General features: G+C 59.3%; 18 protein-coding genes and 6 pseudogenes. 11 read left to right on the forward strand and 13 right to left on the reverse strand.

Annotated elements, in window-relative coordinates; all coding sequences use genetic code 11:
• Positions 1–9: 9 nt before the first annotated feature.
• From ACVWYP_RS42795 to ACVWYP_RS42815, 5 genes and pseudogenes are all read left to right on the forward strand, one after another.
• A pseudogene (locus tag ACVWYP_RS42795) lies at positions 10–578 on the forward strand (IS66 family transposase); the annotation flags it as partial.
• Between the two features lie 86 nt (positions 579–664).
• Complete coding sequence (locus tag ACVWYP_RS42800) at positions 665–985, forward strand: IS4/Tn5 family transposase DNA-binding protein (RefSeq protein ID WP_259245185.1); 321 nt, start codon at positions 665–667, stop codon at positions 983–985.
• A gap of 88 nt (positions 986–1,073) precedes the next feature.
• Positions 1,074–1,484, forward strand: coding sequence for a hypothetical protein (locus ACVWYP_RS42805; RefSeq protein WP_259245184.1), 411 nt, complete (start codon positions 1,074–1,076; stop codon positions 1,482–1,484).
• Positions 1,485–1,536: 52 nt separating this feature from the next.
• Positions 1,537–2,888, forward strand: a pseudogene (locus ACVWYP_RS42810) (IS3 family transposase).
• Between the two features lie 302 nt (positions 2,889–3,190).
• Entirely contained in the window at positions 3,191–4,291 is a 1,101-nt protein-coding gene (locus ACVWYP_RS42815; protein WP_179077669.1) for a hypothetical protein, read from the forward strand.
• Between the two features lie 18 nt (positions 4,292–4,309).
• On the opposite strand, the gene ACVWYP_RS42820 is transcribed toward ACVWYP_RS42815, so the two are convergent.
• On the reverse strand, positions 4,310–5,896 hold the full coding sequence (locus tag ACVWYP_RS42820; protein WP_244980939.1) for an asparagine synthetase B family protein: 1,587 nt from the start codon (positions 5,894–5,896) through the stop codon (positions 4,310–4,312).
• A gap of 490 nt (positions 5,897–6,386) precedes the next feature.
• Here ACVWYP_RS42820 and ACVWYP_RS42825 point away from each other — a divergent pair, with 490 nt between their 5' ends.
• The 4 genes and pseudogenes from ACVWYP_RS42825 (at position 6,387) to ACVWYP_RS42840 (ending at position 10,550) form a co-directional block, all read left to right on the forward strand.
• Entirely contained in the window at positions 6,387–7,730 is a 1,344-nt protein-coding gene (locus ACVWYP_RS42825) for an IS1380 family transposase (RefSeq protein ID WP_129964838.1), read from the forward strand.
• Positions 7,731–7,947: 217 nt separating this feature from the next.
• The gene (locus ACVWYP_RS42830) at positions 7,948–9,690 is read left to right on the forward strand and encodes an ABC transporter ATP-binding protein (protein WP_129964839.1); all 1,743 of its coding nucleotides are present in this window, start codon (positions 7,948–7,950) and stop codon (positions 9,688–9,690) included.
• A gap of 322 nt (positions 9,691–10,012) precedes the next feature.
• Positions 10,013–10,183, forward strand: a pseudogene (locus ACVWYP_RS42835) (IS5/IS1182 family transposase); the annotation flags it as partial.
• A gap of 157 nt (positions 10,184–10,340) precedes the next feature.
• Entirely contained in the window at positions 10,341–10,550 is a 210-nt protein-coding gene (locus tag ACVWYP_RS42840) for a hypothetical protein (RefSeq protein WP_172646727.1), read from the forward strand.
• On the opposite strand, the pseudogene ACVWYP_RS42845 reads toward ACVWYP_RS42840, so the two are convergent.
• A pseudogene (locus ACVWYP_RS42845) lies at positions 10,542–10,658 on the reverse strand (hypothetical protein); the annotation flags it as partial. The gene ACVWYP_RS42840 and the pseudogene ACVWYP_RS42845 sit on opposite strands and share 9 nt — an antisense overlap.
• A 151-nt stretch (positions 10,659–10,809) precedes the next feature.
• Between ACVWYP_RS42845 and ACVWYP_RS42850 the strand changes: the two are divergent.
• A pseudogene (locus ACVWYP_RS42850) lies at positions 10,810–11,334 on the forward strand (transposase); the annotation flags it as partial.
• 444 nt (positions 11,335–11,778) lie between these two features.
• Here the strand turns inward: ACVWYP_RS42850 and ACVWYP_RS42855 are convergent.
• A pseudogene (locus ACVWYP_RS42855) lies at positions 11,779–12,477 on the reverse strand (IS256 family transposase); the annotation flags it as partial.
• A gap of 1,157 nt (positions 12,478–13,634) precedes the next feature.
• Here ACVWYP_RS42855 and ACVWYP_RS42860 point away from each other — a divergent pair.
• The gene (locus ACVWYP_RS42860) at positions 13,635–13,862 is read left to right on the forward strand and encodes a phasin family protein (protein WP_311990399.1); all 228 of its coding nucleotides are present in this window, start codon (positions 13,635–13,637) and stop codon (positions 13,860–13,862) included.
• Positions 13,863–14,621: 759 nt separating this feature from the next.
• On the opposite strand, the gene ACVWYP_RS42865 is transcribed toward ACVWYP_RS42860, so the two are convergent.
• The 10 genes from ACVWYP_RS42865 to ACVWYP_RS42910 all read right to left on the reverse strand — a co-directional run bounded on the left by ACVWYP_RS42865 (position 14,622) and on the right by ACVWYP_RS42910 (position 21,942).
• Positions 14,622–14,984 (reverse strand): GH12 family glycosyl hydrolase domain-containing protein, encoded by a 363-nt coding sequence (locus tag ACVWYP_RS42865; RefSeq protein WP_244980938.1) that lies wholly within the window; start codon positions 14,982–14,984, stop codon positions 14,622–14,624.
• Positions 14,984–15,729, reverse strand: a protein-coding gene (locus tag ACVWYP_RS42870) for an IS5 family transposase (RefSeq protein WP_370142457.1) whose coding sequence is annotated in 2 segments (ribosomal slippage) — positions 14,984–15,382 and positions 15,385–15,729 — 744 coding nt in all. Because the reading frame shifts where the segments join, the coding sequence is not laid out codon by codon here. The genes ACVWYP_RS42865 and ACVWYP_RS42870 overlap by 1 nt, the downstream gene beginning before the upstream one ends.
• Positions 15,730–15,795: 66 nt before the next feature.
• A complete protein-coding gene (locus tag ACVWYP_RS42875; protein ID WP_244980937.1) occupies positions 15,796–16,203 on the reverse strand; it encodes a glycoside hydrolase family 12 protein in 408 nt (135 codons plus the stop codon).
• Between the two features lie 81 nt (positions 16,204–16,284).
• A complete protein-coding gene (locus ACVWYP_RS42880; RefSeq protein WP_334369536.1) occupies positions 16,285–16,830 on the reverse strand; it encodes a UPF0149 family protein in 546 nt (181 codons plus the stop codon).
• Positions 16,827–16,934, reverse strand: coding sequence for a hypothetical protein (locus tag ACVWYP_RS42885; RefSeq protein ID WP_370143884.1), 108 nt, complete (start codon positions 16,932–16,934; stop codon positions 16,827–16,829). Before ACVWYP_RS42885 ends, ACVWYP_RS42880 begins: the two co-directional genes overlap by 4 nt.
• 28 nt (positions 16,935–16,962) lie before the next feature.
• The gene (locus tag ACVWYP_RS42890; protein WP_370142434.1) at positions 16,963–17,199 is read right to left on the reverse strand and encodes an IS66 family transposase; all 237 of its coding nucleotides are present in this window, start codon (positions 17,197–17,199) and stop codon (positions 16,963–16,965) included.
• Positions 17,200–17,253: 54 nt separating this feature from the next.
• Positions 17,254–17,823 carry a YecA/YgfB family protein gene (locus tag ACVWYP_RS42895; protein WP_172646725.1) on the reverse strand — a complete coding sequence of 190 codons (570 nt, stop codon included), beginning with the start codon at positions 17,821–17,823 and terminating at the stop codon, positions 17,254–17,256.
• A gap of 29 nt (positions 17,824–17,852) precedes the next feature.
• The gene (tnpC, locus tag ACVWYP_RS42900) at positions 17,853–19,412 is read right to left on the reverse strand and encodes an IS66 family transposase (protein WP_172649038.1); all 1,560 of its coding nucleotides are present in this window, start codon (positions 19,410–19,412) and stop codon (positions 17,853–17,855) included.
• A 200-nt stretch (positions 19,413–19,612) separates the two neighbouring features.
• A complete protein-coding gene (locus ACVWYP_RS42905; protein ID WP_456684297.1) occupies positions 19,613–21,616 on the reverse strand; it encodes a recombinase family protein in 2,004 nt (667 codons plus the stop codon).
• Positions 21,613–21,942, reverse strand: coding sequence for a hypothetical protein (locus tag ACVWYP_RS42910; protein ID WP_189397628.1), 330 nt, complete (start codon positions 21,940–21,942; stop codon positions 21,613–21,615). The genes ACVWYP_RS42905 and ACVWYP_RS42910 overlap by 4 nt, the downstream gene beginning before the upstream one ends.
• Positions 21,943–21,965: the final 23 nt, after the last annotated feature.

Below are 21,965 nucleotides of genomic sequence, written 5' to 3' on the forward strand. Positions count from 1 at the left end.
TGCTGCGGTCGCAAGTTCTACGAGCTACATGTTGCAGGGAGCTCGAAAGTGGCAACGACGACTGTCGAGCGGATGGCAAGGCTCTGGCAGATCGAGAAGACCGTGCGCGGTCAAAGCCCCGACGCTCGCGTTGCCACGCGTCAGCAAGCCTCCGCGGCGGTCGTCGCAGATCTATTCGACCTCTGGCAGCAGACTTTGCGGCGGATCTCCGGCAGATCAAAACTGGCTGAGGCGATCCGCTATGCCGCCTCGCGCCGTGCCATCTTCGAACGCTTCCTCGCCGACGGCCGCGATTGAGCTCGACTCCAACATTGTCGAGCGCGCCATCAGGCCACAAACAATTACGAGAAAGAATAGCCTCTTCGCGGGCAGCGACGCCGGCGGACGAACCTGGGCAACCATCGCAACGCTGCTGCAGACAGCGAAAATGAACAACGTCGATCCATTTGCTTGGCCCCGCTTAACACTTCAGCGCATCGCCAACGGCTGGCCGAGCAGCGAAAATCGACGCACTTATGCCCACGCCGCCTGACGGCCTCAGCTTGCTTTCAATTACCCACATTTGCCGCCTGATATAGACGACTAGTCCGGGACAAAATCTTGAATCGTTGGAATCTGTTGTGATTCGTTGTCGAGCACCTGATTCGAAATTTGAGGGTGCTCGATGGGTTTGGTATTAAAGGAGCATGCGAAAGCGCGTGCTCAGCGATCTACGACTGGTATCGAGACGTGGGTTGATCGGGAAGCTGCGGGATGCGAGTTTAAGGATGAGCGGCTAGGCCGCCGGTTCGGCAAACTGCTTGCACAAATCGGGAGCGACATGGGTCAAAGCATCCCGCTGGTTTGTCAGGACTGGGCCAACACGAAGGCCGCCTCGCTTCCTCTCCAACGAACGGGTCAACGAGGCGGATATTCTTTGCGGTCATTTCGAAGCGACGCGCGGGCGCGCAACGGCGGCGGATGGACCGATCCTCGTCCTTCATGACACGACGGAATTCAGCTTTAAGCGCGAGAAGCCGGATCTGATTGGCTTTACGGGCAAGACGGCAGGGCGCACGCGGTGCGACATCCTGATGCATTCGAGCCTCGCCGTGACGACCGAGGGGCTTCCGTTCGGACTGGCGGCAATCAAGTTCTGGACACGCAAGAAGTTCAAGGGAACGACGGCGCTGAAGCGAAAGATCAATCCGACACGGGTTCCGATCGAGCAGAAGGAGAGTATCCGCTGGCTGGAGAATTTACGGCAATCGACCGACCTTCTCGCAGCCCCTGGACGATGCGTTCATATTGGTGATCGCGAGAGCGACATCTATGAGCTGTTTTGCCTAGCCGATGAGGTTGGAACGCACTTCCTGGTGCGAACCTGTGTTGATAGGCTTGCCGGAGACGGCAATCATACAATTACCGACGAAATGGATGAAGTTGCGGTCAAAGGCCTACATCGGATCAAGGTGTTCGCCGTCAGCGCCTATGAGACAAATTGAAGGATTTTGCGGAGGGAGGATTTCTGGTTCATCGTAGCCACCAGGAGCGAAGATGAAGCAGAAATCCGGACCGGGCAAAGCGCCGGCAGAACAAGTGCTAAAGGACATTCGGCGCCAGACACGCCGGCAATATTCGGCGGAAGAGAAGATCCGTATCGTGCTGGAAGGACTGCGGGGCGAGGAGAATATCTCCGAGCTCTGCCGGCGCGAGGGCATTGCCGCCTCAATGTACTATGGCTGGTCCAAGGAGTTCCTCGAAGCCGGCAAGCGTCGCCTGGCGGGCGACACGGCGCGTGCGGCGACCTCTGGCGAGGTGAAGGATCTGCGTCGTGAGACGGCAGCGCTGAAGGAAGTCGTGGCCGACCTCACCCTGGAGAACCGGTTGCTCAAAAAAAGCATGAGCGGAGATGGGGAGGACGAGGCATGATATATCCTGCGTCCGAGAAGGCCGAGATCATCCAGCTGGTCGAACAATCGCATCTTCCGGCCAAGCGCACGCTGGACAAGCTTGGGATCCCACGCGCCACATTCTATCGCTGGTATGAGCGTTACCACGAGGGCGGCATCGCCGCGCTGGCCGATCATCGATCTCGGCCAGAACGGGTCTGGAATCGCATCCCGGACGATGTGCGAGGTCAGATCATCGACCTGGCGCTGCAGATTCCGGAGCTGTCGCCGCGTGAGCTGGCCGTGCGGTTCACCGACGAACGGAAGTATTTTGTCTCCGAAGCGTCGGTCTATCGCTTGCTCAAGGCGCATGACCTCATCACCAGCCCGGCCTATGTGGTGATCAAGGCGGCGAACGAGTTCAAGGACAAGACGACCGCCGTCAATCAGCTCTGGCAGACCGACTTCACCTACCTCAAGATCGCCGGATGAGGGTGGTACTATCTCTCGACCGTGCTCGATGACTTCTCGCGGTACATCGTCGCCTGGCGGCTTGGTCCCACCATGGCTGCCGCCGACGTCACGGCCACGCTCGACCAGGCAATCGTGGCCTCTGGTCTCGACCGCGGCACCGTCGCACTCCGGCCGAGGCTTCAAAGCGACAATGGCTCGAGTTACGTGGCAGACGATCTGGCCAGCTGGCTCGAACAGAAGGGCATGCAACATGTGCGCGGCGCTCCGTATCATCCCCAAACCCAGGGAAAGATCGAGCGCTGGCACCAGACCTTGAAGAACCGCATTCTGCTCAACAACTACTACCTGCCCGGCGACCTCGAACGGCAGATACGGGCCTCCGTCGAACACTACAATCACGTCCGCTATCATGAGAGCATCGACAACCTCACTCCTGCCGATGTCTACTTCGGCAGGGCTGAGGCGATGCTCGCCGAGCGAAAACGCATCAAGCGCAACACCATCGCAAACCGCCGCTGGCAGCATCAATTGCAAGCAGCCTAAATTCTAACCCCTGATGAGCCAGAGCCTCTCTTCGCGAAAAGCCTGATCAGTCTCAAATTATCTGACGACGGACACTTTCGTTTGGTTTGGAGGGGCACGCTCAGGAGGCGCCAGCGAGCAGTCCCACAGAACAACCAGTCTCCAAGCAAGCATTGCCGCCCGGGAACAACGATTCGAAGGCGGCGGCTCCCCCGAAGAAGCGATACGATCCTCGCGATCTCTGCATCACAAAAGAGGACGCCTGATCCGAACTCGTAAACAAAAGGCGCCAAATTGGCGGCCGGCTCATTTTCGATACTTTCTTGCTTCCTACCGGTCAGACCGTTGACGTAGGACTAGACGAAGTATTTTCTGAAACAGAGTATTTCTTCGGGTCTCTCGTGGCGCGTCAAGCATCCGATAGCGATCCAATCGTCAAAAATGGTCTAATGCGAAAAGATCGCACCATCCGCACCGTCCGAATCCCCGATGTGTTGAATGCACCTTGGTCGCAAGCCGATTTCTATATTTTTACCTGCCGGGATGGATCGCCGTTCAAAGTGTCCGAAGCCAACGTCAGAGTCAGTCCGTCTCTCTATAGTTCGATCTTGGCTGGTCGCAGTGTTTTCACCGCGTACCTCATTGCAGCGTTTGCCTTTCGGCCGACGCGCCCAGAGCGCTGGATAGCTTATTTGACTCCAATTCGCATCACATCCGGCATGGATGGTAAGGCCAGCTTGGGAACGCTGCAGATTCTGATGTTTTCGCTTGTTGTGTTTGGGTTGATAACATATTTCTTGATCAAAACCGGATTGCTCACGGACGTTTCAAGCACCGTACTGCTGTTGCTTGGCATCGCTGGCGTCGGATCGACCGTAGCTAAAGGGGCCGACCTCTCCAGGACAACCATCACGCCAGAGAATCGTGCCTGGCTGCTCAGGAAGCGGTGGCTTCCATCGAACGTCAATCCTACGACCAATGATGCACATTGGCGCGACCTGTTTTCGACCGACGGTGAATTTGACGTTTATCGCTATCAAAGCTTTATTTTCAGCCTGGCGGCAGGTGGTGCTCTCATAATTGGCGGGGTCACACAGCTCTCCTCTTTTGAGATCCCACAGACTTTGCTGGGCATTCTTGGGCTCAGCCACGTCGTCTATATCGGCGGAAAACTAGTTACGCCGACCTCAATGGCTGACCTCAACAAGATGATCGGCGAGTTGCGAGAGGCTGAGAAGAAATTTCGGTCTTCCTCGATCGCTGCGAACAATGGCGTCCTACCTGCATCACTGACCACGGCAGTCGTGCCAGCCACTCAAGCAGCTTATGATGCATACCTGACGCTCGCGCCTGACGTCGCTACATTGTTCACGGCACAAACCAACGTGCCCGTCCCCCCCCCCGACAAACATTCTGACGCGTGATCGTTTATGACAACGCAATCAACAGAGTTGTCGAACGAAACGTTCCGCCCATAAAAAGCGAGCCAAGGTGCTTGTTGCCAAAAATTCGTGTGTTGTTATCACCCTCTTCAAGAGCGCCATGACAGCCTCTTGCGAAACCAAGCCGAAGTCGGCCAAGGCGCAAGAAGCAAGCTGTGATGAAATTATGTCCGCACGAGCCGCAATCGCCTTTGGCAGTACAAGCGCGAAAGTCTCCTTTGCGTAACCGTGTGGAAATACGTCAGAGCCCAAGCGCTCACTCAAATAAGAACGGAGGAGTTCCTTGCCCGAGCGAAGTGCAAACGGAAGCTTCGCTCCAAAATTGATCAATCTCGGATCGCCGAATGGGCGGACGGGCCAAAGTCCTCGCGTCGCGAGCGGGCGAGCATGACAAAGACTTGCGAGCAGAGTTGTGGATAGAGTGGCGCTGATGGGGGCGCTAAAAAGGAAGGATGAACGAGCGACGTCGAGCCCGCGTTTCGTCAATAGGTCTTCTGCAAGCCCAAGCGCGATATCCAGATGGGGTGAAGAGGGAGATCTGGGTTCCCCCTCGTCGCTGCTGAAGCGAGCGCAAAGCTCGTCTCCTCCTATGCCAGTCCAGATTATTTCGCAGCCATCACCGCGAAACCGATCCCAGAGGGACCCGAACGCCTCAAGGTAATACTCTGAAATGAGTGGCAGACGTCCTTTCAGGTCAAGATCTATATCAATCGCCGGCATGTGGGCGTGCATTTCAACTTTGTGATCGCGGCAATTCAGTGCACTCAAAATGCTCGCTCGGCGGTCAATCTGCTTGGGGCTACTCCCGTCGCCCAATAGTATCCCGCCACATGCTAGCGATGCTACGCTCTCGCCAACAGCGATTGCGACGGCAGCGGAGTCCATTCCTCCGCTCAGCTCCACAGCGCTTGCGCAGAAGGCCGTCGGCCGCGAACGAACAACCGCCTGAAGAGTATCAGAAAACTCAAGGACATGATTGCTCTCCTCTCGTCCAGAGAGCTCAGGGGCTGATGAAGTTGTCGCGCCGTACTCAAATGACGTTTCCGATCTGTCGACGTACAAGGTGGAGCCAGCAGTCAGCAGGTTAACGCCAACACAGGCCTGTCGCGCAGAGTAGAACGTTCTCATCGACAGGTGATGCGCTATAATCTCCGCATCAATCGCTCGCGATTTATCCAAAAAATCGACGAAATCCCAGGAGAGCGTAACCGTACGAGTGCGCTCCTCCACGTGGAAGTAAATTGGGAGGCTGCCTATATGGCCTGCTCGTACTCGCAACCGAGGACCCCGGCGAGCGGCCTCGATCACAATAAAATCGAGCGGCCAGTGCATGCATTTCTGATAGTGCTGACGAAACTGATCCGTAGACGCATGGGCTATTAGGACCGGATGAACGTCAGCCCCGTCCGTCGCGACTTGACGCTCACGTATGACGAAGAACCATTGCTCAGTGTTCTTGACTAACGAACTCTCAAGACTCTTATGCTGGAACGGCCGGATGTAGCTTTCACCAAACTCTATCGAACAGCCTTTAACAGCAGGATCAACGTGTTCCAAGTCGGCTATCTTCAGAGTAGCCTTGAGCATTTGTTCCTCGACTTAAACGTTATCGCCTCTCGCGGGAGAGGCGATAACGGAGTTAAGAATGATCTTAAAGGTAGCCGTAGTTACTGCTGTCGTCAGGGAAAGGGGCCTTCTCTCCCTCGATAGTGGGAGGTGGCAACACCGGTAAGGGGAGGTCGTCCGTTGTATCGGGCCTCGATGGCCGCTTAGACGTGTCTGCAGTTGCGCTCTTCATGTCTGTTCCTATTGATAGCGTGATCGGGCTTCTCGTCGTGTGGCGCGGCAGCGTGTCGAGCCACACTATAACGTCTCTCATGTGAGAAACCGGGCGGCAACCTACCAAGATTTGGCGGGGTTGGATGACGGTGCTGGACAAAATTGGGTTGGAGTCTAGCCCGTCTTATTCACGATGAGCTTTGAAGTGGCTGGCGGGTGTGGCGTAAGCCGCTGATGGGGCGTAGGATTCGGTTGCTGACACCAATTCTGCGCTGACATTGAGGCCGCCACACCCGCCATGGTCGACGATACAATTCTGCCCTTCATATTTCCAGCGGTCGGACGCAAGAAGATCACAGCCGCTTTCGATGGCGGGCGACTGACGTCGGATGCAGGCGTCATGCTGCTGTCGCTGGCCGACGGTCATGCCAAGGTCTCGGAGAAACTGGCGCGCGTTTTTCCCGAGCGGCGCGATCCGGCCCGCATCGCACATCGCCTTGTCGATCTGATCCGCGCCCGGATCTTCGCCATCGCGTGCGGCTACGAGGACGGCAATGATCTCGACCAGCTGCGCAGCGATCCGGCCTTCAAGCTGGCCTGCGGCCGTCTACCGGACAGCGGTTTGAACCTCTGCTCGCAGCCGACCCTGTCGCGGCTGGAGAATGCCCCTGACCTGCGCGAGACGATCCGACTGAGCTATGCGCTTGTCGACCTGTGGATGGACAGCTACTCACGCGCGCCGGGCGCTGTGACGCTTGATATCGACGACACCGTCGACGTGGTGCATGGGCGTCAGCAGCTATCATTGTTCAACGCCCATTACGACGAGCACTGCTTTCTGCCGATCCATGTCTACGATACCCAGCGCAGCCGGCCGGTTGCGGTCGTTCTGCGCCCGGGCAAGGTGCCGGGCGGCCTCGAAGTTCGTGCCCATCTGCGCCGCCTCGTCCGTCACATTCGAAAGCGCTGGCCCACGACGCGCATCACCTTCCGCGGCGACAGTCATTACGCCCGCCCCGAGGCCATGGAGTTCTGCGAGCAAAACGGCATCGATTACGTCTTCGCCGTGGCCGGGACCAAGCCGCTCGCCGTGAAGGTCGAGCAGATCGCAGACGCGGTCCGCGTCGAACGGGCGATCGAAGGCAAGGCGGTAGTGCGGGACTACACCGAGGTCCGCCACGCCGCCGGCTCCTGGCACCACGAGCGCCGCATCGTCGCCCGCATCGAGGCGAGCGAGCACGGGCTCGATATCCGTTATGTCGTCACCAGCCTGGGCATCGGCTCGGCTCAATGGATCTACGACAGCCTCTATTGCCAACGTGGACAGGCCGAGAACCTGATCAAGCTGCACAAGAGCCAGCTCGCTTCCGATCGGACCAGCTGCCGCTCGGCGCTCGCCAATCAGGTCCGCCTCGTGCTCCACACCGCCGCTTATTGGCTCGTGCTCGTCGTGCGCGACAGGATCCCGAAACTGCGCGACCTCGCCACCGCCGAGTTCGCAACGATCAGGCTCAGACTTCTCAAGATCGCCGCTCGCATCGTCGAGACCACAAGCCGGATCCGCATCGCCTTCGCCGCAGCCTGTCCCGAGGCCGACCTGTTCCGCGGCCTTGTCAACGCATTCTTCCCTCAACCGCCGTGACCAACGGGGCGGCTGATGCCCCGTTCATCCCCATCGCTCCTCAAACGCGTTCCCCACATTCGACGCAAACCGCGGAAAACTCCGCAACCCTCACTCGCGACCCCACCCCGGGGAACGCAAATGTGGCCTTCTTCACGCGGGCACATCGTGAATAAGACGGGCTAGTAACGGTAAACGGCAGCAAATTCCGCAGAGCCGCATCTTTACGTGAGATCGTATGGAATCCAGATCGCAAGGCCATGTCGGCTCTCTCAGTGCAAGCAAAGCCCCATTCCTTGGATCCGCCGCAGATCAGGTCAACGACAGCACATTGTCGCCGGTTTCCGAAATTCTGCATGCGTACTGGCGATCCGATCGGCGCTTGCTTCTCATCGTTGCCACAGTGGTGCTGATCTCCAGCGCGAGCAGCGTCGCAGCCCCCTATGTATTTTCGAGTCTCATTGATCGTCTCCCGCGGGGGGACGGCATGTCGGCGCTTGCCTGGGGATTCGCCGGCTATGCGGTCCTGCTCGGCATAGCCTCCGCATTGCAGCGCATGCTGCAGTATCTTTCCTTCATGACAGCCGAGAACCTGGGCTTCATTGCGGCAACTCGCTTTTTCGATCGCATCCTGAGAAAAACCTCGGCCTTTTTTCTTGAGCACAATCCCGTGGAGATACAGAGGGCGGCCGCGCGCGGGTGCAGCGCGTTGACGACGTTGGTCCAGCTTGGAATTATGATAATCATCCCGGCTGCAGCGCAGCTTCTGCTTACGCTCGCTACTCTCGGTGTGCTCGTCAATATCCAAATCGCTGCAATCGTTGTCGCTTATGGGGCTGTCGCGATTACATTGGGGTGGAGTTCCACGCGTCGGGCGCACGTGTTTTTGGACCGGGCCATCGAAGCCGGACAGGAGAATGCACGTTTCGTCGGCAACGTCACGAACTCCATGGACACGTTGCGCCATTTCGGCAGTCATTCCTGGATGAGCCAGCGCTTTACGATGAAGGCGCGGGAGGTGCGCGATAACTGGCGAGCTTACGTGTTTCAACGACTGGCCTACATAGCCGTGCTCGGCTTAGCCATCGCGCTACAATTTGCCGTCACACTTCTCATTCTAATACCTGAATACCGGGCCGGCGCGGTCACGATCGGCGATATTGTGCTATTCAACACGATTCTACTCCAACTCAATATGCCCTTCGAGATGGTCGCGCGCGCGATCTCTGACGCGGCGCGGTCGCGAGCCGACCTCATTCCTCTCGCCAGACTGTGGGTCGCACCAGAAGAGCGGCGAACATCTCATGCTCATGATTTCACGCCCTCCGCTGGCCAGCTATCCTTCGAGGGCATTGGTTATGCCTACGACAACGGTCGTGGCGTTACGAATGTCTCGTTTATGGCTAGGCGCGGCGCCATTACCTTCCTTGTCGGCGAAACCGGATCGGGGAAGTCGACAATCTTCAAGCTCGTCCTGAAATCGATTGAGCCAGACTGCGGCCGTATTCTGGTCGATGGAACCGATATAGCGACCATCGATCACACGGATTGGTATGCCGCAGTTGCTGTCGTGCCGCAGGACGTGATGTTGCTCAATGAGTCGCTAGCCGACAATATTCTGCTAGGACGGCCCCGCGACGAGGTGCGCCTTCGCGGTGCGTCGGAAAACGCCGCTATTCTCCCCATTATCGACGCTCTGCCGGAAGGATTTGAAACAACCGTTGGAGAACGCGGTTTGAAGCTTTCAGGCGGGGAGCGGCAGCGTATTGCTATTGCCCGCGCGCTCTATGGCGAGCCGGCGATCCTTCTTCTCGACGAGGCCAGCTCCGCGCTTGACGAACGAACCGAGCGGGACATTTTGGACCATATTCGCAGCCTGGCGGAAGATGTGACCGTGCTGGCGATCACTCATCGCAAAGGCGTCATTTCTACAACCGACGTCGTGGTCGAGCTGACCGACTGCGGCTTGTCCTTGACATAGGCGAAGGGGATGATCAGCCCGGCGCGCTGATTGTCTGCACTGCAGGCGCATTGCTGGACGAGATGCCTTCGCAATTGCAAGAAGTTGCCCACGCAATTAAGACGATGGTGGGCATCTTTGGCTACTGTTCGAAACAGCGATTCATCGGGGTTGTCCGTGAAGAATGCAGATCGGCCTGAGAGATAGACAGAAGTTACCTGGATAAAGTATTCGATTTTGCAGGAAAGCCGGGTGTGGGGCCGCGGTTTCTTGCGTTTTGGGATTTTGCTTTCGCAGCGATTCGTGATTCCCTGACGGCGGGTCATCGGCATTGGGGACGGCGATGAGCAAACCGCGGGATGATCGCCAGAAAGACCTGTTGCTTCCGGCGCTCGATCAAATCATCGACATGGGCCACCCGCTGGTGCGGTTGGCGGCGCTGATCGACTGGAAGTTTCTGGATGACCGCTTTGGTTTGGTGTGCCAAACCGGGCCGGGGCAGCCTGACCTGCCATGCGCGGATCTGATCAGCAACACTTCCGCGATCGTCGGTACTACCGGAGAAGCGCGCCACGCTCGATATGCTCATAAAGCCGCCAGCTGCACTGCAGGAGCAAGCGTGTAGCCTCACTGCGCGCAGCTGAGGCTGAGTTAGCGGCTCGGCAGTCGCCATGACCGACTTTGCCAACCACCAGTACACGGAGCGCATATTTTGTCGCGATATGGCGAATGGAGAATTCTGGATCGACGAAGGAGGGTGGCGAACTTTGGATGCCTTGGGCCGCTCCTCAGCGAGGCATCTCGCCAACAACATCTCGCCCGATCTCCGTGCCAGCGCTATCGAGCACCGCTACGACCGTGGTACTAACAGTCTATCGTAGTCGGGGTCGCCCCCGAGCGACACGGGTACCGTACTGCCTCGCGAGATCTGCCGAGCTAAACATTTCACCCTCATCGTCTGGCTGTACGCGCCCGTTACGAATGATCGGGAAATAGTAGCGCTACATTGCAATGGTCCTCGTCCACAGCGACGATCATACGCCCATCTCAGGCCAGGACGTACCTGTCTAAAATTGTTCGCCGTCAGGACCTGTGAGACAAATTGAAGGATTTTGCGGAGGGAGGAAGATCGCCGGATGAGGGTGGTACTATCTCTCGACCGTGCTCGATGACTTCTCGCGGTACATCGTCGCCTGGCGGCTTGGTCCCACCATGGCTGCCGCCGACGTCACGGCCACGCTCGACCAGGCAATCGTGGCCTCTGGTCTCGACCGCGGCACCGTCGCACTCCGGCCGAGGCTTCAAAGCGACAATGGCTCGAGTTACGTGGCAGACGATCTGGCCAGCTGGCTCGAACAGAAGGGCATGCAACATGTGCGCGGCGCTCCGTATCATCCCCAAACCCAGGGAAAGATCGAGCGCTGGCACCAGACCTTGAAGAACCGCATTCTGCTCAACAACTACTACCTGCCCGGCGACCTCGAACGGCAGATACGGGCCTCCGTCGAACACTACAATCACGTCCGCTATCATGAGAGCATCGACAACCTCACTCCTGCCGATGTCTACTTCGGCAGGGCTGAGGCGATCCTCGCCGAGCGAAAACGCATCAAGCGCAACACCATCGCAAACCGCCGCTGGCAGCATCAATTGCAAGCAGCTTAAATTCTAACCCCTGATGAGCCAGAGCCTCCCTTCTCGAAATGCCTGATCAGTCTCAAATTATCTGACGACGGACAAACACGCGGAAGATGGCAGCTGGTGTTTGGAGCCCGACAGGCGCTGTGCCGCTGTCAAAAATCAAACAAACGGGACAAGCACCAGCGCTCGTTCGCTCGCAAAAATCAGCTCGTTCGAAGATGAATAACGGACCTGTGCCGCGGCCTGAGACGTCATCGTCGGCCTATTCGAAGCCAACAATGACATTGTTCGCATCGAGTGTATCGTGAAACGTTCATCACCCCGCTCGCTACAACCGCAGTTCAATTCGGGTCGACCTACCAAAACCGAGAGCAAAAATAGTTGGCGCGATGGTCAGGGTTGATCGTGTCCCCGGGCGTGGTGTAGCTGGCGGCGGGGCACCGCGTTCGCCGGCGTGGGCCGGGCCGGTCAGCTGGCGATAGCCGGAAGGCTGACGGTCGGATCATCACTCAACGGCGCGATGGTTTCCAGTGTCATGTAACGGGCACGCTGGACGGCCCATTCATCGTTCTGCTCGAGCAGGATCGCGCCGATGAGGCGGACGATGGCATCCTCGTTGGGGAAGATGCCAACCACCTCGGTGCGCCGCTTGATCTCGCCGTTGAGGCGCTCGATTGGGTTGGTGGAGTACAGCTTGGTGCGATGTTGCGGCGGGAACGTCATGTAGGCCAGCACATCGGTCTCCGCTTCGTCGAGGAAGTCGGCAAGCTTGGGCAGCTTGAGGCGGAGCTGATCAGCGACCTTGCGCCACTGCGCCGTTGCGGCCTCGGCATCGTCCTGGGCGAAGGCGGTGGCGATGAAGGCGGAGACGACGCGCCGCCCGCTCTTGCCGGTGTGCGCCAGCGCGTTGCGCATGAAGTGGACGCGGCACCGTTGCCAGCTGGCGTTGAGCACCTTGGCGACGGTAGCCTTGATGCTCTCATGGGCGTCGGAGACGACGAGCTTGACGCCGCGCAGGCCGCGGCGGGCAAGTTTGCGCAGGAACGCCGTCCAGAACGTCTCGGCCTCGGAGGGACCAATATCCATGCCGAGAACCTCGCGCCGGCCGTCGCTGTTGACGCCGACCGCGACAATCACCGCGACCGAGACGATGCGGGGCCGACGTCGGTTACGATTTCCTACAAGGCCGGCGGATTTATCGGCTGGATCTATTACGGCTCGGGATGCGTGCAGATCGTCAACCCCATGAGTCCATGCCCAACGCCGGGTGACAACAGGATGGGTGGTAGCCAGGATAGTCAGTGGAATGCACCCGGTGTTGGCCTAAGCGCCGAAATCATGCTCGCCGAGCGGTGGCGCGCAAGCACCGACGTCGCTTATCTTCCTTGGACCGACTTCAGCGGTCGTGACCACCATCTCGCCCGATGACCACCTTCGCTAATCAACGCGGGAATGGTGGCGGGGGAGTCAGGCCAACAAAGACCGATTCGACGACCGCAAATGAGGCGTATCGCGCCCGCCTACTGGACTAAGCTGCGCCCGCCACCAATACAATTAGGGCTCCTGGTGCCTTGAAGCATGTGCGAATTTACGGTCGGTGTGCACGACAACTTCAGCAGAGACCCTACCTGATTCAGGAGGTGATCTGCCGTGTAGATAGAGTTATCGACTTCGCTTCCATTCTCGGGGAGAAGAGAGTCTAGTCACGCGGGGGCTGAGCTTGAGCGTCAAGTGCGCGCCTAAGAAGAGCTGCGGCGATATGCCCTGCCCTCGACACAAGGACGAATGCGAGATGGGAAGTACGCTTCGTAGGCTCGCTGCTCAGCTTTGGAAAGCTGCTGGACTAGCCGCCGCTCATTTGCGTCTCAAGCGAAATGGAAAGGCCCAGGTTGACTAAGGCTTGCTGAAGGGACCCCGTGCGGCGCAAGATTGGAATTGAGCTCGTCCGTTGCCGAGATTCGCGTCGCCGCCGGTCAGACATCTCCTTGTGCTCCTGACGCGCATTCACGGTCTGAGATGCGCCTCTGCCCTCGTGAGTTAGCGCAAATGTGGCAGAGGCTTGCAAGTTGATCAACCTTTTCCATAGAGTCTCGAACGATGACAGAAGAGAATAAGCCCATAGAGCGGTCGGGCAAGGGCACCCGGAAGGCGAGCCAGCAGAGCGACAAGGCGACGCAGCGGAGCAACTCCGGTCAGCAACGCGGCTCGAAGCCGGAACAGTTCCAGGACACCCATAAGCCGCTCAACGCACAGGCCGACTCGAGTGAGATCTTCCCTAGCGGCCGTGCCCCGTCGGCGGAAACGATCCCGATTAGCTTAAAAAAATCGCGAATACCTATGGCGGCTACGCCACAATATCGTTCGAACAGACCAAGTCGTTTGTCGAGAAGCTCGCGCGCGTGCGCTCGCTTCATGAAGCTCTTGAGCTTCAGACCAATTGTCTGAAGCAGACCAATGAAACTCTCACCGCTGACTCGCAGAAGACCTGTGAGCTCCACAGGGAAATGGCCAAGCAGGGAATGGTGTATCTGGAGAGACTATGGTCAAGATAGCACAAACCGCGTTGGTCCCAACGCGCCACGCAGCTGCTCGGCCGCATTGGCGTCTTGCGTGGGGGAGCGGTTCGGAGCGTGTGCTTCCAAAGAGGAAGCGCATGCGGGATCCAGGACCCGGACATCCATCCATGGAAGCGAGGAAAATGCTCGCCGCCGTTTCCAGGCCTATGCCGACCGCATCGTGGTCCGTCAGCATGGAAGGATCGTCGCGGAGCATCCAGGATCCTTCGGCCGCAGGGAGACCACTTATGACGACCGGTCGTGCTCTTGGCGGAAGATCACGTCCTGTTCAGGGCCGCTGAGCGCCCGCCAGGCATCGATGCGCCGCCGCTCCAGCGCGCGTCGGATGTTGGGGTTAAGGTCGGTATGCCGGCGGCGCAGCTCGTCGAGCAGCCATCCGGCAGCTTCAACTCAGCCGTCCTCTCCAGAAACGCCCGCAGTTCAATCTCGACCGCCCTGGCGAGCAGGTTTCAGGCTCCATTCCGCAAAATTTCTGTCGGTGGATCATCAACCGCCGACCGCTGACAGAGGGTCAGGATGTTTGTAGTTTCGTCATGGCGTATCGCTCTCTTCAAGAGGTCCTGGCAGGCTTGACACCCGCCTCGATGCGCCGCCTCTCTCAGCCAGTCATCATCCACGCTCCCGCATAGCTCGTCTCTCGCAGCGTGGTAGAAAGGGATTTGGGGCGGTCAGTTACCAACTAGCAAACCGGCTCAAGCAGTCCCGCTCCGCGGGTCCATTTCACTCAGTTCGATGTCAGGGTGCAATTATTGATGTCAGGGTCCAATTACTGAAGTGGAAATTCACCCCGCCTGGGGAGGAGGTGATCTCAACGCCGTATTGGACGTTGCCGACGTTTATCTCCCCAAAGTACCCTTTCGACTTGATCCACTGAAGGACACTTTTGATATCCACCGTCCCGCTGTTAGTCTTCGAAGTGCGCAGGAATGAGATGACCTTGTGGCGATTTTCGCCTTCAAACACGTTCCAAGTCGCTCCGCCTACGTCGACGTTTGTGTAGACCGGTATAGCCGCCCCGGAAGGAGCATACTTGTAAGAAATGGGCTTGACGTTGCCGCCACCGTCAGGATTTCCGGTGTAATTAGGGTCCAGACTCATTAGATCCACCATACAAGAGCTGCGGTGAGGCAGACGGAGGCGAGATAGTTTCGCGCCAGCCTGTCATAACGGGTCGCGATACGCCTGAAGTCCTTCAGCCGGTTGAATGCACTCTCGATGCGCCAGCGCAGTTTGTAGAGGCGCTTTGAGAAGCTGTAGGGTTGTTTGCGATTGCTGCGGTTTGGAATGACCGGCTTGGTTCCGCGCGCATCCAGCTCCTCGCGCAATTCGGCGCTGTCATAGGCCTTGTCGCCGAGCATCCGTTTCGGAGGCTTGACCCTGCGGATCAGGCGTTCTGCGACCGGACAGTCGTGCGCTTCACCTCCGGTCAACAAAATCGCGATCAGGCGTCCCTTAGCATCTGCAAGTGCGTGTATCTTCGTGTTGCGCCCTCCGCGCGAGCGGCCAACAGCCTGCTTCTGCTCCCCCCTTTTCCGCCCGCTGCTGAGCGATGCGCTTTGACGTGCGTGGAGTCGATCATCTGCGTGTCTATCGATCGACCGTTGCCGGCAAGCGTGCGGAACAGGCTTTCCCATATGCCGCGCCGCGCCCACCGGGCGAAGCGATTGTAGATCGTTGTCGGAGGCCCGTAGGCTTCGGGGCAATCGGACCAGCGGCAGCCGCTTTTCAGCACATGTATAATGCCGCTGATAATGCGGCGATCGTCCTGCCGCTCGACACCGCGCACATCGGTTGGCAAGTGAGGTTCGATCCGCTGCCACTGCTCGTCGCTCAGCCAAAACAAACTCCTACTCACGATCCCAATCCTTCCCCAAAAGAGAATCAGTATCGTATTGTCGGAGCAGAACAATTAATGAGTTCTCACTCTAGTCCAGAGCATTATCTCGTGCTGATTTGAGTTGTCCCAGATATCGTAAGCGACGTCCCAGGCGCCGCTAGTCGGAACATCCTGATTGAAGGCGGATACTAGAGTGTTGATTGAACTGAGCGGCTTCCCGATATTGAAACCCTCATGGGGATAGCTCTTGATGCCATCAGTATCAGGCTGGTTCGACCATACCCCCCACTGGTTGATAGCACTCACCGAGATGGTCTGAGGCCCTGCGTCCCTGCCCCATACGTCGTTGTTCCAAGAGTAGCCATCGAGTGAAAAGCTCCCGTATCGATCATTAGAAGTCCATATCGGAGCTTTTGCCGATACCGGAAGAAGCGCATGTGTGACTGCAATCAGCACAGCGAGTACCTTCAGTTTCGCCATTCTCAATCTCCAACTTGGGCTTCTGTGCCCGCCGTCTGATCGCTCGCAAGAATTGGGCCATTTTGCGCACAGCCAGATCGCCTATTTTTCTTGGCTCAGTCGTAAGCGGTATGAGCTACCACGTCTGCGGTGATCAGCGTGCTGATCATCGCGACTGTGCAGCAGGATGGGCAGCAGCAGGCCGTGATTGACGTTGGCGGCGTCCAGCAGCGGCGCCCACGCGGACAGTCTGAGCTGCATCGCGGCATAGAAGCCCTGGCACCAGGGGCGCGGATCGATATCGCCATTGACGTCGCGCCGGTGTATCGGCTCGAACCGATCGGGCGCGGTCGAGAGGGTGTTGCTGATGTCGTTGTGGCGCAGCGCGACGGCGGAGATCGCGGCGAACTCCGGCGTGCCGCCATGGTTGAAAGCGTCGGCGTCGATCGCGAGCAGCGGGCAGATCCAGTCGATCGGGCTCATTGACACCGGTCCCGCGACGATCGCGGCGGCATAGCCGTCGAGCATGGAGATGCTGGTGGCGACAGGATGGCGATTGGCGCGAGCCTGGAGCCATCGCTCGAGCTCCGCAAGCGGCATCGCAGCTGACGTCATCGACGATGCTGTTTTATGGCGACGCGGGCTCATGCGGCAGCCTGTGTGGTACGATGGCGCGCCGCCTTCCAGTTCCAGGCGAGCAGCTCCTGCAGCTGATGGCTCTTGGTTCGCCCGAACACGATGCGCTCCAGCACATCGGTCAAGTAGGACTGCGGGTCGAGTTCACGGAGTTTTGTTCACGAGCGAAGCCAGGATCGCCCAGCTCTCGGCGCCGCCTTCGCTGCCGCTGAACAATGAGTTCCCCCGCCCCATCGCAATCGGGCGCATGGAACGCTCGACCGTACTGGAGTCGACCTCGACGCGGCCGTCGCGGAGGAACAGCGTCAACCCGTCCCAGTGATTGAGCGCATAGTTGATCACTTCTGCCAGCTTCGATTGGGAGAAGAGCTGGCCGACCATCCCGGTCAGTCGCGCCTTGAGTGTAAGCGGTATGAGCTACCACGTCCGCGGTGATCAGCGTGCGTAGCGGATCGGCATCCAATATTGGCGCAAGGCCTCGACGGCCGCTGGGATGTCGGCGTGAGCGTTAGGCTCGCGGCCGCTTTGTGGCGCTCCGAGCAGCGGACGGTTCTGATCGTCGCGACTGTGCAGCAGGATGGGTAGCAGCAGGCCGTGATTGCCGTTGCCGGCGTCCAGCAACGGCGCCCACGCGGACAGTCTGAGCTGCATCGCGGCATAGAAGCCCTGGCACCAGGGGCGCGGATCGATATCGCCATTGACGTCGCGCCGGTGCATCGGCTCGAACCGATCGGGCGCGGTCGAGAGGGTGTTGCTGATGTCGTTGTGGCGTAGCGCGACGGCTGATATCGCGGCGAACTCCGGCGTGCCGCCATGGTTGAAAGCGTCAGCGTCGATCGCGAGCAGCGGGCAGATCCAGTCGATCGGGCTCATTGACACCGGTCCGGCGACGATCGCGGCGGCATAGCCGTCGAGCATGGCGATGCTGGTGGCGACAGGATGGCGATTGGCGCGAGCCTGGAGCCATCGCTCGAGCTCCGCAAGCGGCATCGCAGCTGACGTCATCGACGATGCTGTTTTATGGCGACGCGGGCTCATGCGGCAGCCTGTGTGGTGCGATCGTGCGCCGCCTTCCAGTTCCAGGCGAGCAGTTCGTGCAGCTGATGGCTTTTGGTTCGCCCGGACACGATGCGCTCCAGCACGTCTGTCAGGTAGGCTTGCGGGTCGAGTTTATGGAGTTTTGCCGTGTTCACGAGCGAGGCAAGGATCGCCCAGCTCTCGGCGCCGCCTTCGCTGCCGCTGAACAATGAATTGCGTCTTCCCATCGCAATCGGGCGCATGGAACGCTCGACCGTATTGCTGTCGACCTCGACACGACCGTCGCGGAGGAACAGTGTCAACCCGTCCCAGTGATTGAGCGCATAGTTGATCGCTTCTGCCAGCTTCGACTGTGAGAAGAGCTGGTCCACCATCCCGGTCAGTCGCGCCTTGAGTGCCGCCATCAACGGTGCGCTCGTGGTGCGGCGGGTGGCCAGCCGCTGCTCCGCACTGCTGCCACGGATCTCCGCTTCGATGGCATAGACTGCCTGCAGGCGTTCGATCACCTCGCGAGCGAACGGCGACTGGGTCGTCTTGTACACCTCGACGAATTTGCGGCGGGCATGGGCAAGACAAAAGGCGAGCTGGATCGCGCCGCCATGATGGCGGGCGAGCGCCTTGTAGGCGGCATAACCATCTACTTGCAGAATGCCGGAAAAGCCCGTCAATTGTCCGGCGATCTCCTCCGTGCCGCGGCCGTTGGCGAACACGTAGGCAACCGCCGGCGGCGACGGCCCGCCCCACGGCCGGTCATCCATGGCATGCGCCCAGAACTGGCAGATGCGGGTGCGATGTCGTCCGGGATCGAGCACCGGCATCGGCGTCTCGTCGCAAAACACGCGCGGCGCAGCCTGGATCATCCGCAGTAGCAGTTTGTAGAGGCTCTTGAGCCACCAGGCGGCACGCTTGATCCAACCGGCGAGTGTCGCACGGTCAAGCTGGATGCCCTGGCCGGCCAGGATCTGAACCTGCCGGTACAGCGGCAGATACCAGGCGAACTTCGAGACCACCACGTGGCTCACGAGTGCTGTCGAGGCCATGCCACTCTCAATCAGGCGCGGCAGTACCTTTGCCTGGACCACGCCATCGGTGCAGCTGCGGCAAGCGTACTTGGGACGGACCGTCCGCAGCACCTGGAGCATCGCCGGGATCACGTCCAGCACCTCGCTGACGTCCTCGCCAATCTTGTGAAGCCGGCCTTGGCAGCACGGGCACGCGGTCACCTCCGGCTCCAGCACCTGCTCACAACGCGGCAGGTGCTTGGGCAGCGCACCGATGTTGCGGCGCGCTCTCTTGCGTGGTCTGTCGGGCGACTTTGCCGCAGGCGCATCGTCGTTGGCCGGTGCAGGCCGTGTGGCGTCGGTTTGAAGATCATCCAGCTCGAGCGCCAGTTGCTCGTCCACGAGCGCCGTAAGCCTCTCCGAACGCTTCCCGAAGATCATCTCCCTGAGTGTCTGCATGGCCACACGCAGCTTCTCGTTCTCGGCATCAAACGCGAGCACCATCTCGGTCAGAGACGCCGGATCGGTCGGGAGAGCGTCGGGACGAATCGCCATGATCAGACGATACATGTGCACGCTCCACGCTCCAATCCTCCTCTTACCCAACAACGGCCGGCTGCTTCACAGGCTTGGGTGAGACGCGCGTCCACTCCAACCCGTCAAGCGACTATCCATGTGAATGCCCCTCCTCGTGAGGCTCAGTGATTCTGAGATCGAGATGATCGAGCTCGTGATTGCGGAGTTTTCGAACAGCCTCAATCACGCGCGACGTGTTGGAGAACAGGTGCGCGCCCGAAGGGTGACGATCGATCAAAAGACGGCCCTGCCTGATCTGAACGTACAGCCAGTTCACGGGAATGTTCAATACGCCGGCGAGTTCCTGTGCGCTGAGCAAATCGGGTGAATGCCGCCATCGCGTGCGTTGCTCGGTAAGCCCTTTGAGGCCGGCCTGGAAGCGAATGCGCTGGACAGTGATCGGCAGCACCCCGTCTGGGCATTTTGGTGACCGGTGTCCTTCGCCCGTCAATATGGCAGCGATCTCGTCGTCGTGCAGCTTGGTTGCGGGCGAGCTCGAGGACGCGTTCTCGCATTTCCACGCCCTGCGTGAGATTCTCTACTGAATTGACGCGCACCTTTACCTCGATCTCGGTGACGGCTCCGCCGCGCCACACAATCCTCACCTTGACGAGGTCGTGCTCGCCACGATCGAGAATCACCTTGTCAATGAGACAGCGCAGCAGCGCCTTGCGTTTCGCGTCGGTCGTGCTTGAGTCCGTCCAGATCTCAGGCAGACGGCCGGAGAGGTGGACGACTTTGTCGTTCAGCGCCTTGTTGCCAAAGGTGATCTGAGCGATAGCCTGGGGAGACTTTAAACGGGCCAGGGTCTCCTCTGCCGCTCGAGCCTCCTTCAGAGCCGCCTCCCAACGGCGCTCGAGCTCGGCGGCGACGAGCCGGTTGTCGGGATCGACGCGGTTGAACTGACGTTCGGCGAGTGCTGCTTCGTAGCGTCGCCGCTCGAGCTGCTGCTCGGCATTGCTTCGTATTGCTTTGTACGTCTGCTGCTGAGCGCGACGAGCGCACGACAACGCGTCGATCTCGGCCGGCGCCAGCGCTGTAAGGAAGGCTTGCGCCACGGCGGCGTCGACGCGGGGAGCACGGATGTATTGGCACGCCGGCAACCCCTGATGTGAACGCAGGTGATTGCAGACGTATTCGGCGCGTCTCTTGTAGCGCGCGTACATCTTGTGACCGCATCTTCCACACCATGCGATGCCTTGCAGCAGTAGTTCGCCCTCACGTGGGGCCCCCCTCGTCTTGTTGCGCATGTATTCTGCTCGGTTGTCGCTGACGATGCCCCTGATCTTCTCGTAGCTTTGCCAAGCGATATAGGGAGGATAGCGGTCCTTGACGATGATCCGCCACTGCTCGATCGGCTTCGGCGCCTTCGTCGGTAATCTTCCCTCCGACGGTTTGCGCAGTCGTGTCCGTCCGTAAACGAAGGCGCCCGCATAGGCAGGATTCTTCAGAATCGCCGCGACCGCGGCTGTCGTCGCCCGCGCCCAATGCAGATCGCCGTGACGATCGCGGCGCGGCAGCTCCAGACCACGGTCGTTGAACTCACGCATGACCTTGGCAATGGTGCGCAGTTTCAGGAAGGTCTCGAACAGCAGCTCGAGCCGTTCCTGCACTTCCAGGTTCGGGTCCTTGACGACGACGCCAGAGGGATCGCGGACAAGGCCGATCGGTAAGGTGAGCGCAAGCTCGCCGCGCTCCGCCTTGGCAAGAAGACCAGCCGTCAATCGACTACGAATTGTATGGAGCTCGAGCTCCGATATCGTCCCCTTTAGGCCGAGCAGCAGTCGGCCATTCGCGCTGCCAGGGTCATAGACGCCATCACGGTCGGCGATGAGGCAGCCGTGCAGCCCGCAGATATCGAGCAGCGGATACCAATCCGAGCAGTTGCGGGCGAGACGCGTCACGTCGATCGACAGGATCAGACCAACCTCGTTAAGACCAACACGCCCGACCAGTTCCTTGAAGCCGCTGCGCTGAGCCGCCGACGCCCCACTGATGCCAAGATCAGCGTCGATGACGTCGATGCCAGCTTCGTGCCATCCGAGCTCGATGGCGCGTTGGCGAAGCGCGTATTGCAATCGCAGGCTCTCTTGGTTGGTCACAACCTGATGAGTCGTCGACTGCCGGATGTACACGACCGCGCGGCGCGCCAGGTGTATCGGCTTGACCAGCTCGGACTTCATGACTTGCCTCCGCCAGCACTGCGGCGACCTCGTTGACGATTTGGCGCTGCAGTGCCGTTGACAGCGTGGCCCAAAGGTCTTTCGGATCGATCGGCATCGTGTTCGAGCTGCTCAACCAGAGAGGTCAGATCGTGTAGTGCCTCGACGCTCAGCTTCGTTCGATTCTCCATCGACTTCCGTGGTTCGGTCGCCGCGACCGGAATCAAAAGGCTGGCACCGTCTCGATATTCGACCTCGTACGAAAGCGGGAAGCCCCCGCCACGATGAACCGAGCGGCGAATGACGCGGAACGTGCGGCCGAACAGCGGATGCGTCGGTTCGCACACTGTAACTTCGATGGCAGGTGATT

It is taken from the genome of Bradyrhizobium sp. USDA 3262, from assembly GCF_054060035.1.

What these genes read in the sequence shown, in the direction of transcription:
- ACVWYP_RS42875 (WP_244980937.1), bottom strand. Translation starts at nt 16,203, where the DNA reads ATGGCGAAACTGAAGGTACTCGCTGTGCTGATTGCAGTCACACATGCG.
- ACVWYP_RS42890 (WP_370142434.1), bottom strand. Translation starts at nt 17,199, where the DNA reads ATGGTCGGCCAGCTCTTCTCCCAATCGAAGCTGGCAGAAGTGATCAAC.
- ACVWYP_RS42800 (WP_259245185.1), top strand. Translation starts at nt 665, where the DNA reads ATGGGTTTGGTATTAAAGGAGCATGCGAAAGCGCGTGCTCAGCGATCT.
- ACVWYP_RS42905 (WP_456684297.1), bottom strand. Translation starts at nt 21,616, where the DNA reads ATGAAGTCCGAGCTGGTCAAGCCGATACACCTGGCGCGCCGCGCGGTC.
- ACVWYP_RS42830 (WP_129964839.1), top strand. Translation starts at nt 7,948, where the DNA reads ATGGAATCCAGATCGCAAGGCCATGTCGGCTCTCTCAGTGCAAGCAAA.
- ACVWYP_RS42825 (WP_129964838.1), top strand. Translation starts at nt 6,387, where the DNA reads ATGGTCGACGATACAATTCTGCCCTTCATATTTCCAGCGGTCGGACGC.
- ACVWYP_RS42820 (WP_244980939.1), bottom strand. Translation starts at nt 5,896, where the DNA reads ATGCTCAAGGCTACTCTGAAGATAGCCGACTTGGAACACGTTGATCCT.
- ACVWYP_RS42805 (WP_259245184.1), top strand. Translation starts at nt 1,074, where the DNA reads ATGCATTCGAGCCTCGCCGTGACGACCGAGGGGCTTCCGTTCGGACTG.
- tnpC (WP_172649038.1), bottom strand. Translation starts at nt 19,412, where the DNA reads ATGGCGATTCGTCCCGACGCTCTCCCGACCGATCCGGCGTCTCTGACC.
- ACVWYP_RS42840 (WP_172646727.1), top strand. Translation starts at nt 10,341, where the DNA reads ATGACCGACTTTGCCAACCACCAGTACACGGAGCGCATATTTTGTCGC.
- ACVWYP_RS42880 (WP_334369536.1), bottom strand. Translation starts at nt 16,830, where the DNA reads ATGAGCCCGCGTCGCCATAAAACAGCATCGTCGATGACGTCAGCTGCG.
- ACVWYP_RS42895 (WP_172646725.1), bottom strand. Translation starts at nt 17,823, where the DNA reads ATGACGTCAGCTGCGATGCCGCTTGCGGAGCTCGAGCGATGGCTCCAG.
- ACVWYP_RS42865 (WP_244980938.1), bottom strand. Translation starts at nt 14,984, where the DNA reads ATGAGTCTGGACCCTAATTACACCGGAAATCCTGACGGTGGCGGCAAC.